Source organism: Streptomyces sp. NPDC007264 (genome assembly GCF_042869095.1).
Classification (GTDB): Bacteria; Actinomycetota; Actinomycetes; order Streptomycetales; family Streptomycetaceae; genus Streptomyces.
In genome coordinates this window covers 72,273-86,186 of the sequence record NZ_JBIAFD010000008.1, presented here as the reverse complement: position 1 = coordinate 86,186, position 13,914 = coordinate 72,273, and the positions used below count along the sequence as shown (strand labels likewise).

13 protein-coding genes are annotated in these 13,914 nt (G+C 72.9%); 7 read left to right on the top strand and 6 right to left on the bottom strand.

Going from position 1 to position 13,914, the window contains the following annotated elements; all coding sequences use genetic code 11:
- Positions 1-4: 4 nt before the first annotated feature.
- Positions 5-1,648 (top strand): ABC-F family ATP-binding cassette domain-containing protein, encoded by a 1,644-nt coding sequence (locus ACFYMU_RS15755; protein WP_388373068.1) that lies wholly within the window; start codon positions 5-7, stop codon positions 1,646-1,648.
- Between the two features lie 102 nt (positions 1,649-1,750).
- On the opposite strand, the gene ACFYMU_RS15750 is transcribed toward ACFYMU_RS15755, so the two are convergent.
- From ACFYMU_RS15750 to ACFYMU_RS15735, 4 genes are all read right to left on the bottom strand, one after another.
- Positions 1,751-4,150, bottom strand: a complete 2,400-nt coding sequence (locus ACFYMU_RS15750; RefSeq protein WP_388373066.1) for a Tex family protein — start codon at positions 4,148-4,150, stop codon at positions 1,751-1,753.
- Positions 4,151-4,282: 132 nt separating this feature from the next.
- Positions 4,283-4,420, bottom strand: coding sequence for an LPFR motif small protein (locus ACFYMU_RS15745; protein ID WP_388373064.1), 138 nt, complete (start codon positions 4,418-4,420; stop codon positions 4,283-4,285).
- A gap of 52 nt (positions 4,421-4,472) precedes the next feature.
- On the bottom strand, positions 4,473-5,339 hold the full coding sequence (locus ACFYMU_RS15740; protein ID WP_388373062.1) for a hypothetical protein: 867 nt from the start codon (positions 5,337-5,339) through the stop codon (positions 4,473-4,475).
- A gap of 168 nt (positions 5,340-5,507) precedes the next feature.
- Entirely contained in the window at positions 5,508-6,257 is a 750-nt protein-coding gene (locus tag ACFYMU_RS15735; protein WP_388373060.1) for an enoyl-CoA hydratase/isomerase family protein, read from the bottom strand.
- 270 nt (positions 6,258-6,527) lie between these two features.
- Between ACFYMU_RS15735 and ACFYMU_RS15730 the strand changes: the two genes are divergently transcribed.
- Complete coding sequence (locus ACFYMU_RS15730; RefSeq protein ID WP_388373511.1) at positions 6,528-7,037, top strand: ATP-binding protein; 510 nt, start codon at positions 6,528-6,530, stop codon at positions 7,035-7,037.
- A gap of 36 nt (positions 7,038-7,073) precedes the next feature.
- On the opposite strand, the gene idi is transcribed toward ACFYMU_RS15730, so the two are convergent.
- Both idi and ACFYMU_RS15720 read right to left on the bottom strand, forming a co-directional pair.
- On the bottom strand, positions 7,074-7,667 hold the full coding sequence (gene idi / locus ACFYMU_RS15725) for an isopentenyl-diphosphate Delta-isomerase (protein WP_388373058.1): 594 nt from the start codon (positions 7,665-7,667) through the stop codon (positions 7,074-7,076).
- 346 nt (positions 7,668-8,013) lie between these two features.
- Complete coding sequence (locus ACFYMU_RS15720; RefSeq protein ID WP_388373056.1) at positions 8,014-8,295, bottom strand: NAD-dependent epimerase/dehydratase family protein; 282 nt, start codon at positions 8,293-8,295, stop codon at positions 8,014-8,016.
- A 279-nt stretch (positions 8,296-8,574) separates the two neighbouring features.
- Here ACFYMU_RS15720 and ACFYMU_RS15715 point away from each other — a divergent pair, with 279 nt between their 5' ends.
- Genes ACFYMU_RS15715 through ACFYMU_RS15695 form a run of 5 tightly spaced genes read left to right on the top strand, consistent with a single transcriptional unit; the run spans position 8,575 to position 13,834 of the window.
- Positions 8,575-10,380: a DUF5941 domain-containing protein gene (locus ACFYMU_RS15715; RefSeq protein WP_388373510.1), complete on the top strand. Its 1,806-nt coding sequence runs from the start codon at positions 8,575-8,577 to the stop codon at positions 10,378-10,380.
- On the top strand, positions 10,377-11,129 hold the full coding sequence (locus tag ACFYMU_RS15710; RefSeq protein ID WP_388373054.1) for a sugar phosphate nucleotidyltransferase: 753 nt from the start codon (positions 10,377-10,379) through the stop codon (positions 11,127-11,129). Before ACFYMU_RS15715 ends, ACFYMU_RS15710 begins: the two co-directional genes overlap by 4 nt.
- On the top strand, positions 11,117-12,178 hold the full coding sequence (locus tag ACFYMU_RS15705; RefSeq protein WP_388373052.1) for an iron-containing alcohol dehydrogenase family protein: 1,062 nt from the start codon (positions 11,117-11,119) through the stop codon (positions 12,176-12,178). Before ACFYMU_RS15710 ends, ACFYMU_RS15705 begins: the two co-directional genes overlap by 13 nt.
- Complete coding sequence (locus tag ACFYMU_RS15700; protein ID WP_388373050.1) at positions 12,156-12,935, top strand: CDP-alcohol phosphatidyltransferase family protein; 780 nt, start codon at positions 12,156-12,158, stop codon at positions 12,933-12,935. Before ACFYMU_RS15705 ends, ACFYMU_RS15700 begins: the two co-directional genes overlap by 23 nt.
- Positions 12,936-12,970: 35 nt before the next feature.
- Positions 12,971-13,834 carry a glycosyltransferase family 2 protein gene (locus tag ACFYMU_RS15695; RefSeq protein ID WP_388373508.1) on the top strand — a complete coding sequence of 288 codons (864 nt, stop codon included), beginning with the start codon at positions 12,971-12,973 and terminating at the stop codon, positions 13,832-13,834.
- The last annotated feature ends 80 nt before the right edge of the window (positions 13,835-13,914 follow it).

Genomic DNA, 13,914 nt, shown 5'->3' with positions numbered 1-13,914 from the left:
TCTGATGACTGCCACCCTCGTCGCCAAGAACCTCGCCGCCGGGCACGGCGACCGCTCGCTCTTCTCCGGGCTCGACCTCGTCGTCGCACCCGGTGACGTGGTCGGGCTCGTCGGTGCCAACGGCGCCGGCAAGTCCACCCTGCTGCGGATCCTCGCCGGCCTGCTCGCCCCGGAGCAGGGGGAACTGCTGCTGTCACCGCCCACCGCGACGGTCGGGCATCTGCCGCAGGAGCCGGAACGGCGGCCGGGCGAGACGGTGCGGCAGTTCCTGGCCCGCCGCACCGGCGTGGCGGAGGCCCAGCAGGTGATGGACGAGGCCACGCAGGGCCTCGTCGACGGACGGCCGGGTGCCGACGACGCGTACGCGCTGAGCCTGGAGCGCTGGCTCGGTCTCGGGGGCGCCGACCTCGACGAGCGTGCGGAGGACGTCGTCGGCTCGCTCGGCCTCACCGTGGGCCTCGACCAGCCGATGACGTCGCTCTCCGGCGGGCAGGCGGCCCGCGCCGGGCTGGCCTCGCTGCTGCTGTCCCGCTATGACGTCTTCCTGCTCGACGAGCCGACCAACGACCTGGACCTGGACGGCCTGGAGCGGCTGGAGCGGTTCGTCGGCGGGCTGCGGGCCGGGACGGTCGTCGTCAGCCACGACCGCGAGTTCCTCACCCGCACGGTCACGAAGGTCCTCGAACTGGACCTGGCACAGGGGCGGATCAACCTCTACGGCGGCGGATACACGGCCTACCTGGAGGAGCGCGAGAGGTCACGCCGGCACGCCCGAGAGGACTACGAGGAGTACGCCGACAGGAAGTCCGCCCTCCAGGACCGCTCCCGGATGCAGCGGGCCTGGATGGACAAGGGCGTGCGGAACGCGCGGCGCAAGGCGGGCAGCGACAACGACAAGATCGGCCGCAAGTTCCGCAGCGAGGCCAGTGAGAAGCAGGCCGCGAAGGCCCGGCAGACCCAGCGCATGATCGAGCGCCTCGAGGTCGTCGAGGAACCCCGCAAGGAGTGGGAGCTGCGCATGGAGATCGCGGCCGCCCCGCGCTCCGGTGCGGTGGTCGCGAGCCTGCGGGACGCCGAAGTACGGCGCGGGGACTTCACGTTCGGGCCGGTGTCGCTGCAGATCGACTGGGCGGACCGGGTAGCGGTGACGGGCGCGAACGGTGCGGGCAAGTCGACCCTGCTCGGCGCGCTGCTGGGCCGGGTCCCGTTGGACGCGGGCCATGCCGCCCTGGGCTCGGGCGTCCTGGTCGGCGAGGTCGACCAGGCCCGCCGGCTGTTCCACGGCCCGGAGCCCCTGCTGGACGCGTTCAGTGCGGCGGTCCCCGGCACGGAACCGGTCGAGGTGCGCACGCTGCTGGCCAAGTTCGGCCTCAAGACGGACCATGTGCTGCGTCCGGCGGCGACCCTCTCTCCCGGCGAGCGGACGAGGGCCGCCCTGGCGCTGCTGCAGGGCAGGGGTGTGAACCTGCTGGTCCTGGACGAGCCGACCAACCACCTCGACCTGCCGGCCATCGAACAGCTGGAATCGGCTCTGGACTGCTACGAGGGCACGCTGCTCCTGGTCACCCACGACCGCCGGATGCTGGACGCGGTGCGGGTGAGCCGCCGACTGGAGGTGGCGGACGGCAAGGTGACCGAACGCGGATGACCGAACGCGGGTGACCGGGCGCTCTGCCCGGCTTCCCCGGCGGCATGTTCCGGCCGGGCCCGGACCCGGCCGGAACATGCCGCCGGGCCCGGACCCGGATGTTCAGCGGCGGCCGTTCTTCTGGTCGAGCAGACCCGCGCGGCGCAGCGCGTCGGCCATCGCGCTGTTCGCCGGCGGGGGCGCCTGACGTGAGCCGCGGTCACCGCCGCGCGCCTGCCGCTGCCGTTGTCCCTGCTGCCCCTGCCCCTGCCCCTGTCCCTGACGCTGTTGCCCCTGCCGCTGCTGGGGCGGCCGTCCACCCCCGCGCTGACCCTGTGCCGCGGCCTCGTCGTCCAGCCGCAGCGTCAGCGAGATCCGCTTGCGCGGGATGTCGACGTCCAGCACCTTCACCTTGACGATGTCGCCGGGCTTCACCACGTCCCGCGGGTCCTTGACGAATGTCTTCGACATGGCGGACACATGCACCAGGCCGTCCTGGTGGACACCGATGTCCACGAACGCGCCGAAGGCGGCGACGTTCGTGACGACGCCCTCCAGGACCATCCCGGACGACAGGTCGGAGATCTTCTCGACGCCCTCCTTGAAGGTCGCCGTCCTGAACGCCGGGCGGGGGTCGCGCCCCGGCTTCTCCAGCTCCTTGAGGATGTCGGTCACCGTCGGCAGCCCGAACGTCTCGTCCACGAAGTCGGTCGCCTTCAGCGAGCGCAGCACCGACGTGTTGCCGATGAGGGAGGCCACCTCCTGGCCCGTGGTCTTCACCATGCGCCGGACCACCGGGTACGCCTCCGGGTGCACGCTGGACGCGTCCAGCGGATCGGCGCCGCCCCGGATCCGCAGGAAGCCCGCACACTGCTCGTACGCCTTCGGGCCGAGCCGCGCCACGCCCTTCAGTTCCGCGCGGGACCTGAACGGGCCGTTGGCGTCGCGGTGCGCCACGATGTTCTCGGCGAGACCCGAGGAGATGCCGGAGACCCGGGCGAGCAGCGGGGCCGACGCCGTGTTGACGTCCACGCCCACGCCGTTCACACAGTCCTCGACCACCGCGTCCAGGGAGCGCGACAGCTTCACCTCGGACAGGTCGTGCTGATACTGGCCGACGCCGATGGACTTCGGGTCGATCTTCACCAGCTCGGCGAGCGGGTCCTGGAGGCGGCGGGCGATGGAGACCGCGCCGCGCAGCGACACATCCATGTCGGGCAGCTCCTGCGAGGCGAACGCCGACGCGGAGTACACCGACGCGCCCGCCTCCGAGACCATCACCTTCGTGAGCTTCAGCTCCGGGTGCCTGGTGATGAGATCACCGGCGAGCTTGTCGGTCTCGCGGGAGGCGGTGCCGTTGCCGATCGCGACCAGCTCGACCGCGTGCTCCCGGGCGAGACGCGCCAGTTTGGCGATCGCCTCGTCCCACCTGTTGGCCGGCACGTGCGGGTGGATGACGTCCGTGGCCACCACCTTGCCGGTCGCGTCCACCACGGCCACCTTCACGCCCGTCCGGAAACCGGGATCCAGGCCCAGCGTCGCGCGGGTGCCGGCCGGGGCGGCGAGCAGCAGGTCCCGCAGGTTCGCCGCGAACACCGCCACCGCCTCGTCCTCGGCGGCCGTCCGCAGGCGCAGCCGCAGGTCGATGCCGAGGTGCACGAGGAGGCGGGTGCGCCAGGCCCAGCGGACGGTGTCCCTCAGCCACGCGTCGGCGGCACGGCCGCGGTCGGTGATCCCGAAGCGGTGCGCCACCGTCTGCTCGTACGACGACGGCCCGTCCGTGGGCTCCTCCGGCTCCAGGACGAGGTCCAGGACCTCCTCCTTCTCGCCGCGCAGCATGGCGAGGACGCGGTGCGAGGGCAGCTCGGTGAAGGGCTCGGCGAAGTCGAAGTAGTCGGCGAACTTGGCGCCCGCCTCCTCCTTGCCCTCGCGCACCTTGGCGACGAGACGCCCGCGCACCCACATCCGCTCGCGCAGCTCACCGATGAGGTCGGCGTCCTCGGAGAACCGCTCGGTGAGGATCGCCCGGGCGCCGTCGAGCGCGGCCTGCGGATCGGCCACCCCCTTGTCCGGGTCGACGAAGGCGGCGGCCGCGGCGAGCGGTGCGACCGAGGGGTCGTCGAGCAGGCCCTCGGCCAGCGGCTGAAGCCCCGCCTCGCGGGCGATCTGCGCCTTGGTGCGCCGCTTCGGCTTGTACGGCAGGTAGATGTCCTCCAGGCGCGCCTTGGTCTCGGCGCCCCGGATCTGCGCCTCGAGCTCCTCGGTCAGCTTGCCCTGCTCGCGCACCGACTCCAGGATCGCCGTGCGCCGCTCCTCCAGCTCCCGCAGATAGCGCAGCCGCTCCTCGAGCGTGCGCAGCTGCGCATCGTCGAGCATCTCGGTCGCTTCCTTGCGGTAGCGGGCGATGAAGGGCACCGTCGAACCGCCGTCGAGCAGTTCGACCGCGGCCCTCACCTGCCGCTCCCGTACGCCGAGTTCCTCGGCGATCCTGCCTTCGATGGACCCTACGAGGGGTGTCGTCACGATCCCGTACCGCCTTCTCCACTGAGGTTGCGCGGCAATTGTGGCAGGTGACACCGACAACCGGGGGCCAGGGCGGGTCTCGGGGCGACACGGAGCGGTCGGCGGACTCCGCCGCCCCGCGGGACGAGCCCCTCAGGCCCGGCGGGCGCCACGCCGTGTCGAGGCCGGTGCCCCGCCGAACAGCCGGGCGAGGGCCCGGAAGGGCAGGGCCACGACCGTGGCGACGGCGCCGCCGATCCGGCGCAGTACGTCTGCGATCGCACGGAACACGAGTCTCCCCTTTCGTCCCCCCGGCATGCTTCCGGGACGACCTCCGGGTACCTCAGCTCTTCCCGATCATGCCTTCGGGAAAGGCACCGGCCGCGAGCGCGGTGGTCAGCAGCCCGCCCGCAAGTTCCGTGAGCCGCTCGACGCCCGCGGCGCCGAGGTGTTCGTACGGGGCCCGGTCGAGGAAGTCCGTCTCCGCCTCGATCCCCGCGCGCAGGGCCGCACCCTTCTCGGTCAACTCGCCCTCCGCGTCGAGCAGGCCCCGCCCGCGCAGCCGCTCGGTCGCCGCGTCCCAGTGCTCGCGGCTCCAGCCGCGGGTGGCGAGCGCCCACTTCGGGGCCATGCCCTTGCCGGTCGCGGTGTGGGTCGCCAGCGCCTCCAGCGGGTCGAGTTCCGCGTGCAGCAGCACCGCGAGATGACCGTCGCCGCGGTGCTCGCGCAGCAGGGTGGCCGCATGCCAGAACGCCAGGTGCGGCTCGTCGGGCACCGGCAGATCGGCGTGGGCGGCGTACAGGGGGCGCGCGTGCGGGGTGCACGCCTCGGCCGCGCGCAGCGCGAGTTCCGCCGCCTCGGCCATCTCCTTGGAGGCGACGGCCTCCTCGCCCAGCAGCCGCCGCAGCGTCGCGTCGACGGCCCGCAGGCGGGCCGCCAGCACCACCTCGGGGGAGGCGGTCTCCCACACGGCGGGCACATGCCGTGCCACCAGCCGGCGCCGGAAGTTGAAGAACGTCGCCGTCACGACGCCCGGGCCCACCGGGCCCAGGGCGGCGGCCCGCACCGCGAAGTAGGCGGCCCGCTGGTCGGCGACGCCCACGGCGGCCAGTTCCCTTTCCAGGTCCGGGGAGAAGTAGTGCGTCGAGTGCAGCTGATTGATCACGTTGTGGCAGCGCCGGCCGGCGCGCTCGGGCAGGGCAGGGGTCATGCCCGGCAGGGTACCGACTGGTTGGTACGTCGGGAAGACCGGACCGCCGGCGGTACGCTCCGCAGCCGCCCTACGACGCGGTACGGCCCCGAGCGGGTCCGCTGGACGCGAGGTCCCCGCACAAGGTGCCCGCGCACCCCGTCGAGGAGTTCCGCGCCGGGCGCCGCCTCATCCCGACGCGACCCAGGTGAACCGTGGGGCCCTGCGCTCCAGGAACGCGGCGACGCCCTCCGCGGTGTCACCGCTGCCGCGCGCCTGCTCGGCCCAGTACGCGTCCCGGTCCGTCCGGCCGTTCGCGAACTCCTTGGCCGCGGCCTGCGTCAACTGAGAGCGGGTGGCCAGCACGCGTGTGAAGTCCGCCACGCGCTTGCCCAGTTCCCCCTCCGGCAGCACCTCGTCGACCAGACCCGTCCGCAGTGCCCGCTCCGCGTCGATCAACTCTCCTGAGAACAGCAGGTACTTGGCCGTGCCGGGACCGGCCAGGGCCACCAGCCGGCGGGTGGCGGCGGCCGGGTAGACGATCCCCAGCTTGGCCGGCGTCACCCCGAACAGCGCGCCCTCCTCCGCGAACCGGAGGTCGCAGGCCGCAGCGAGCTGCGACCCACCGCCCACGCAGTGCCCGCGGATCGCCGCCAGCGTCGGCTTCGGGAAGGCGGCCAGCGCCTCCTCGGCCTCCACGGCCAGGGCCTGGGCCGTCCCCGGCGACTCCCGCAGTGTGGAGATGTCGGCGCCCGCGCAGAACGTCCCGCCCTCCCCGGTGAGCACCAGCACCCGGACCGCCGGGGCGGCGGCCAGGCCGGCGAGCAGCGGTGGCAGCGCCCCCCACATGCCGGCCGTCATGGCGTTGCGCCTGGCCGGATGGTGGATGACGACGGTCGCGACCCCGTCGGTGACACTGTGCAGCAGCTGCGGATCCATGCGTCGGATGGTATCCGCACCCTCCATGCTCCCGATCAAGAAGGGGCGGGGGAACGGACGGGAGGGCCGGTGGCCAAACCCGTACAACCCGAAGAGTTCCGAAGTCGGCCGGGCGGCGGCCCGGAGCGGTCACACAACTGACGGCGTCATACGCCAACGGTCAGATGTCGTCGATACCGGCTGACTTGTGTTCAGTCTTGCGGTACGGACCAGCGCATTCCCAACACTCGACCTGTGGTGACGATCGAGCGCAAGGGCGGCGAGCGGACGATGGAGAACCGAGGGCGAGGGTATGGCCCGCGCCCTGAGGACGCAGGCAACGGGCCGGACGGCGGCAGACCGACGGGACCGCTGCCGTACGAGGGTGTGTGGCGGTTCACCGCCGCCGCCGTGGACGCCTCGGTGCCGCAGGCCCGGCACGCCGTACGCGATCTGCTCGCCCGCCAGGGCGTGCCCGTCTCGGACGACACCGTGCAGGCGCTGCTGCTGATCGTCTCCGAGCTGGTCACCAACGCCGTCCGGCACGCGGCGCTGCTGTCGCCGATGCTGGCGGTGGAGGTCGCCGTCGGCCCCGAGTGGGTGCGGGTGGCGGTGGAGGACGACCACCCCTACCGTCCGAGCGCCCTGGAGACGGACCACGGCCGCACCGGCGGCCGGGGCCTGCTCCTGGTCCGTGAGATCACCAGGGAGGCGGGCGGCGTGTGCGACGTGGAGCACACGGCGAGCGGCGGCAAGGTGATCTGGGCCGCCCTGCCGCTCAAGCCCGTGGGGGTCGGCTGAGTCCGTCCGGCCCCGTGGACCGGACGGACCCCGGGGTCACCAGCCCGCGGACGGGCCCGTCAGCTCCCTGATCGCCGGCCGTGCCGCGTCCAGGACCGTCATGAACCACGACGAGAACGTGTCCTTGGCATGCCGCTCCGCCAGCTCCGCGGCGGTCACGAAGGCCGTCGCCCCGACCTCCTCCGGGTCCGGGCGCACGGGGGACTGCACCAGGCCGACGAAGAGATGGTTGTACTCCTGCTCCACCAGGCCGGAGTCCGGGTCCGGGTGGTTGTAGCGCACCGTGCCCGCCTCGGCGAGCAGCGAGGGGGAGACCCCCAGCTCCTCGTGCGTCCGCCGGGCCGCCGCGGCGAACGGCGCCTCGCCCGGGTAGGGGTGGCCGCAGCAGGTGTTCGACCAGACTCCGGGGGAGTGGTACTTGCCCAGGGCCCGCTGCTGGAGCAGCAGCCGGCCGTGGTCGTCGAACAGGAACACCGAGAACGCCCGGTGCAACTGCCCCGGCGGCTGGTGGGCGGCGAGCTTCTCCGCCGTGCCGATCGTGGTGCCGCCCTCGTCGACCAGCTCCAGCAAGATCGCGTCAACGGTGCCGTTCGACGAACGGTGCGTCGCGGTGGCAGGTGTGATCGGCATACCCATCCTTCGCCTCGGTTGTCCAGCCCAAGTCTGCCGTACGCATCCGGCACTCCCGGCGCTTCGCGACTCCCCGCATGTCCCGCCCCGTCCGCCGGGACGGGCCGCACGGCCCTCACGGAACAGACGCCGGAAGCGGCCGGATACCTGATCGTTTCCCGGTGTCGCCGAAGGGGAACCGTCCGCCGGGCAGGAGCGACCACCGGACGGACCGTCCGGCCCCGGCCCCGGCCCCGGCGCTGCTCCCGCTCCCGCTCCCGCTTCGGCTTCCGCTCCGGCTTCCGCTCCGGCTCCCGCTTCGGCTTTCGACGCCTCGCCCGGCGACCGGTCGTCCGTCGGGCGCGCCTCACCCCCGGTGGTGCAGCCGCCAGCCGCGCCAGGCCGACTCCACCATCTCGCGCACCCCGTGCCGCGCGCGCCGGCTCAGCTCCCGCTCGGCCGGCGCGGGCGACGCCACCGCGCGCGGGGCGTCGCCGGGACGCCGCGGCTCTGGGACGCCCTCGGGGAGCCGTCCGGGCACCCCGGCCGAGAGGTCGTCGAGGACGAGGACGCGCTCACCCTCCGCGGCCATCGCCCGTGCCACGTGCGCACCGATGTATCCGGCCCCGCCGGTGATCGGCCACATCATGGCACCTCACCCTACGACCGTCGGGCCGCCCGACAGTCGTGATGCCGTGAATGCGGTGGTCTGGGGCCGGTGGTTTGTGGCGTGCCCCCGCGATCCCCGATGATGATCGCGGCAGCGGCCGCCCAGACCGGGTTGATCGGCCCGTGAACGGGTGGTGAACACCGCCTTCCAGGTATCCGATAGCCTCTGCCGACATGCCGTCCGGCCCCTGTCCCGGGCGCCCCACACCACACACATGACCGGCGCCCGTGGGCGTCGGGACCCAGGGAGTGAGTTCGTCTGTCGACCGCCATCCTCACCGGCCAGCCGGTCCCCGGATCGTCGCTCGAGGGCGATCTGCGGTCCCTCGGCTTCGACGTGCGGGTCGCCACCGACGCCGGTGACGCAGAGACACTCCTCGCCGCCGTGCCCGCGAACGAGCGGGTCGCGATCGTCGACACCCGGTTCGTGGGCCATCTGCACGCGCTGCGGCTCGGCCTCACCGATCCCCGCTTCCCGGCCGCTGCCCTGCCCGGCGCCGTCACCGCCCAGCCCGCCGCGCGGCGGGCACTGACCCGGGTCCTCGCCCGCGAGAGCTCCATGGCGACCGGCGGCGCGACCGTCGTCACCGGCGACCTCGCCGAACGCATCACCGAGGCCCTCGACGCCGACGGCGTCCCCGTGCACCGCCCCGAACTCGGCACGCTGGTCGCCGTCGTCCCCGCCGACCCCCAGGCCCGCAACGAGGCCCGCCAGGCGGTCCTGGCCGTCGACGACGAGGCCGTGCGCCTGCGCGGCGCCGTCAAGGCGCGCGACGGCTTCTTCACCACGCACTTCATCAGCCCGTACTCGCGCCACCTGGCCCGCTGGTGCGCCCGCCGCGGGCTGACCCCCAACCAGGTCACCACCGCCTCGCTGCTCACCGCCCTGATCGCGGCCGGCTGCGCGGCCACCGGCACCCGCGGCGGCTTCGTCGCCGCCGGCGTCCTCCTCATCCTCTCCTTCGTCCTCGACTGCACCGACGGCCAGCTCGCCCGCTACTCCCTGCAGTACTCGACGCTCGGCGCCTGGCTCGACGCCACGTTCGACCGCGCCAAGGAGTACGCCTACTACGCCGGCCTCGCCCTCGGCGCGGCACGCGGCGGGGACGACGTCTGGGCGCTCGCGCTCGGTGCCATGGTGCTGCAGACCTGCCGGCACGTCGTCGACTTCTCCTTCAACGAGGCGAACCACGACGCGACCGCCAACACCAGCCCCACCGCGGCCCTTTCGGACCGGCTCGACGCCGTCGGCTGGACGGTCTGGGTGCGCCGGATGATCGTCCTGCCGATCGGCGAGCGCTGGGCGATGATCGCCGTCCTGACGGCGGCCACCACCCCCCGCATCACCTTCTACGCGCTGCTCATCGGCTGCGCGTTCGCGGCCACGTACACCACGGCGGGCCGAGTGCTGCGGTCGGTGACGCGCAAGGCGCGCCGCACCGACCGGGCCGCGCAGGCACTGGCGGACCTGGCCGACAGCGGGCCGCTGGCCGAACTGCTGGCGGCCGTACTGCCCGGCAAGGCCCGTGGCACGGCCTTCCTCAGCGCTGCCGGCGGCGCTCTCCTGGTGGTGCTCGCGGCCTGGGCCTTCGGGCCCTCCTGGCAGCTCGTCCTGTGCGCCGGCATCTCCGTCCTGCTGGCAGCCGAAGCCGTCTCCCACCCCCTCAAGAGCGCGCTCGACTGGCTCGTCCCCCCGTTCTTCCGCGCCGCCGAATACGGCACCGTCCTGGTACTGGCGGCCCGAGCGGACGTGAACGGAGCGCTTCCGGCGGCTTTCGGGCTGGTGGCCGCGGTCGCCTACCATCACTACGACACGGTGTACCGCATCCGCGGCGACGCCGGGGCGCCACCGCACTGGCTGGTGCGCGCGACCGGGGGACACGAAGGCCGGACGCTGCTGGTCACGGTGCTGGCCACGCTGCTCACCGCAGCACAGTTCAAGGTCGCGCTCACGGCCCTCGCCGGGTACGTGGCCCTGCTGGTGCTCGCCGAGAGCATCCGCTTCTGGGTGGCCGCTCACCGAGCCGGCGCGCCCGCCGTACACGACGAAGGAGAACCCGCATGATCGGCCTCGTGCTGGCGGCCGGCGCCGGACGGCGTCTGCGCCCCTACACCGACACCCTGCCCAAGGCCCTGGTGCCGGTGGGACCCGCGGGCACGGAAGACGGCCCCACGGTCCTGGACCTCACGCTCGGCAACTTCGCCGAGGTGGGTCTGACCGAGGCCGCGGTCATCGTCGGCTACCGCAAGGAGGCCGTGTACGAGCGCAAGGCGGCCCTCGAACGGAAGTACGGCCTCAAGCTCACCCTCATCGACAACGACAAGGCCGAGGAGTGGAACAACGCCTACTCCCTGTGGTGCGGCCGTGACGTGCTCGAGGAGGGTGTGATCCTGGCCAACGGGGACACGGTGCACCCGGTCTCCGTGGAGAAGACGCTGCTGGCGGCCCGCGGTGACGGCAGGAGGATCATCCTCGCCCTCGACACGGTGAAGGATCTCGCCGACGAGGAGATGAAGGTCGTCGTGGACCCCGGCAAGGGTGTCCGGAGGATCACCAAGCTGATGGAGCCGTCCGAGGCGACCGGCGAGTACATCGGCGTCACCCTCATCGAGGGCGACGCCGCCGCCGACCTCGCCGACGCCCTGCGGACGGTCTGGGAGACCGACCCGCAGCAGTTCTACGAGCACGGCTACCAGGAGCTGGTCGACCGCGGCTGCACGATCGACGTGGCGCCGATCGGCGACGTCCCGTGGGTCGAGATCGACAACCACGACGACCTGGCCCGGGGACGGGAGATCGCGTGCCGGTACTGACGCGGCTCATTCCCTCGCCGGTCGTCGTCGACATCCGCCCGGGTGCCCTGGACGACCTGGCCTCCGTGCTCGAGGACGAGCGCATCTCGCACTCGGGCAAGCTGGCCGTCGCGGTCAGCGGCGGCTCCGGGGCCCGGCTGCGCGCACGTCTCGCCCCGGCCCTGCCCGGCGCCAGCTGGTACGAGGTCGGCGGCGGCACCCTCGACGACGCGGTCCGGCTGGCCGACGCCATGCGGTCCGGGCACTACGACGCGGTCGTGGGCCTGGGCGGCGGCAAGATCATCGACTGCGCCAAGTTCGCCGCCGCGCGCATCGGCCTGCCCCTGGTCGCGGTGCCCACGAACCTCGCGCACGACGGCCTGTGCTCGCCGGTCGCGACGCTCGACAACGACGCCGGCCGCGGCTCGTACGGCGTGCCCAACCCCATCGCGGTCGTCATCGACCTGGACGTCATCCGCGAGGCCCCGGTCCGGTTCGTGCGCGCCGGCATCGGCGACGCCCTGTCCAACATCTCCGCGATCGCGGACTGGGAGCTGGCCCACCGCGTCAACGGCGAGAAGATCGACGGCCTCGCCGCCGCGATGGCCCGCCAGGCGGGCGAGGCGGTGCTGCGCCACCCCGGAGGCATCGGCGACAACGGTTTCCTCCAGGTGCTGGCCGAGGCGCTGGTCCTCACCGGCATCGCCATGTCGGTGTCGGGCGATTCACGCCCCGCGTCGGGCGCCTGCCACGAGATCAACCACGCCTTCGACCTCCTCTTCCCCAAGCGCGCGGCGAGCCACGGCGAGCAGTGCGGCCTGGGGGCCGCCTTCGCCATGTACCTGCGCGGGGCCCACGAGGAGTCGGTGAACATGGCGCAGGTGCTGCGCCGCCACGGGCTGCCCGTGCTGCCGGAGGAGATCGGTTTCACGACGGACGAGTTCGTCCAGGTCGTGGAGTTCGCCCCGCAGACCCGGCCCGGCCGCTACACGATCCTCGAACACCTCGACCTGAAGACCGACCAGATCAAGGACACATACGCCGACTATGTCAAGGCCATCGGTAGCTGAACTGCGTCCCGTCGTCCACCCCGCGGGAGTGAAGGACCGGCGCAGCGGTGAGCACTGGGCGGGACGCCTCTACATGCGGGAGATCTCGCTGCGGGTGGACCGTTATCTGGTCGGCACCAGGGTCACACCCAACCAGCTGACCTACCTGATGACCGTCTTCGGCGTCCTCGCCGCCCCGGCGCTGCTGGTGCCGGGCGTGGCGGGCGCCGTGCTCGGCGTGCTGATGGTCCAGCTCTACCTGCTGCTCGACTGCGTGGACGGCGAGATAGCCCGCTGGAAGAAGCAGTTCTCGCTCGGCGGGGTGTACCTCGACCGGGTCGGCGCCTACCTGTGCGACGCCGCGGTCCTGGTCGGCTTCGGCCTGCGCGCCGCCGACCTGTGGGGCCCGGGGCGGATCGACTGGCTGTGGGCCTTCCTCGGCACCCTCGCGGCCCTCGGCGCCGTGCTGATCAAGGCCGAGACCGACCTGGTGGGCGTGGCCCGTCACCAGGGCGGGCTGCCGCCGGTCAAGGAGGCGGCGTCCGAGCCGCGCTCGTCCGGCATGGCGCTGGCCCGCAGGGCCGCCGCGGCGCTGAAGTTCCACCGGCTCGTGCTCGGGATCGAGGCGTCGCTGCTGATCCTGCTCCTGGCGGTCCTGGACACGGTCCGGGGAGACCTGTTCTTCTCCCGGCTCGGGGTCGCGGTGCTCGCCGGCATCGCGCTGCTGCAGACGCTGCTGCACCTTGTCTCCATCCTCGCGTCCAGCAGGCTGAAGTGAGCGGGGCCACCAAAGTCGGGGCCGTCGTCATCACGATGGGCAACCGGCCGGCCGAGCTCCGCGCCCTCCTCGACTCGGTGGCCGAGCAGGACGGCGACCCCGTCGAGGTGGTCGTGGTCGGCAACGGCTCGCCCGTCCCGGACGTCACGGAGTACTCATCGCTCGTCCGGACGGTGGAGCTGCCCGAGAACCTCGGCATCCCCGGCGGCCGCAACGTCGGCATCGAAGCCTTCCGCTCCAAGGACACCGACGGCTACGACGTCGATGTGCTGCTGTTCCTGGACGACGACGGCCTCCTCGCCCGCACCGACACCGCCGACCTGTGCCGCCGGGCCTTCGCCGCCGACCCCGATCTCGGGATCGTCAGCTTCCGCATCGCCGACCCCGACACCGGGCAGACCCAGCGCCGGCACGTGCCGCGGCTGCGCGCCTCCGACCCGATGCGCTCGTCGCGGGTCACCACCTTCCTCGGTGGCGCCAACGCCGTCCGCACGGCGGTCTTCACCGAGGTCGGGGGGTTGCCGGACGAGTTCTTCTACGCCCATGAGGAGACCGACCTGGCCTGGCGGGCGCTGGACGCGGGCTGGATGATCGACTACCGGTCCGACATGGTCCTGTACCACCCGACGACCGCCCCTTCCCGGCACGCGGTCTACCACCGTATGGTCGCCCGCAACCGGGTGTGGCTGGCCCGCCGCAACCTTCCCGCCCTCCTCGTCCCCGTCTACCTGGGCGTCTGGATGCTCCTCACGCTGCTGCGCCGGCCCTCGCGGGCTGCCCTGAAGGCGTGGTTCGGCGGGTTCGGTGAGGGCTGGACGGCCCCGTGCGGCGCCCGGCGTCCCATGAAGTGGCGTACGGTGTGGCGGCTGACCCGACTGGGCCGGCCTCCGGTCATCTGACAAGCTCGGTAGTCGGAACCACGCGGACGGGACCCATCACCCGGCTCCCGGCCGTACGCGGGCGGACCGCGCATCCCGAA

What these genes read in the sequence shown, in the direction of transcription:
- ACFYMU_RS15730 (WP_388373511.1), top strand. Translation starts at nt 6,528, where the DNA reads ATGGAGAACCGAGGGCGAGGGTATGGCCCGCGCCCTGAGGACGCAGGC.
- ACFYMU_RS15755 (WP_388373068.1), top strand. Translation starts at nt 5, where the DNA reads ATGACTGCCACCCTCGTCGCCAAGAACCTCGCCGCCGGGCACGGCGAC.
- ACFYMU_RS15720 (WP_388373056.1), bottom strand. Translation starts at nt 8,295, where the DNA reads ATGATGTGGCCGATCACCGGCGGGGCCGGATACATCGGTGCGCACGTG.
- ACFYMU_RS15735 (WP_388373060.1), bottom strand. Translation starts at nt 6,257, where the DNA reads ATGGATCCGCAGCTGCTGCACAGTGTCACCGACGGGGTCGCGACCGTC.
- ACFYMU_RS15700 (WP_388373050.1), top strand. Translation starts at nt 12,156, where the DNA reads ATGTCAAGGCCATCGGTAGCTGAACTGCGTCCCGTCGTCCACCCCGCG.
- idi (WP_388373058.1), bottom strand. Translation starts at nt 7,667, where the DNA reads ATGCCGATCACACCTGCCACCGCGACGCACCGTTCGTCGAACGGCACC.
- ACFYMU_RS15740 (WP_388373062.1), bottom strand. Translation starts at nt 5,339, where the DNA reads ATGACCCCTGCCCTGCCCGAGCGCGCCGGCCGGCGCTGCCACAACGTG.
- ACFYMU_RS15695 (WP_388373508.1), top strand. Translation starts at nt 12,971, where the DNA reads ATGGGCAACCGGCCGGCCGAGCTCCGCGCCCTCCTCGACTCGGTGGCC.
- ACFYMU_RS15710 (WP_388373054.1), top strand. Translation starts at nt 10,377, where the DNA reads ATGATCGGCCTCGTGCTGGCGGCCGGCGCCGGACGGCGTCTGCGCCCC.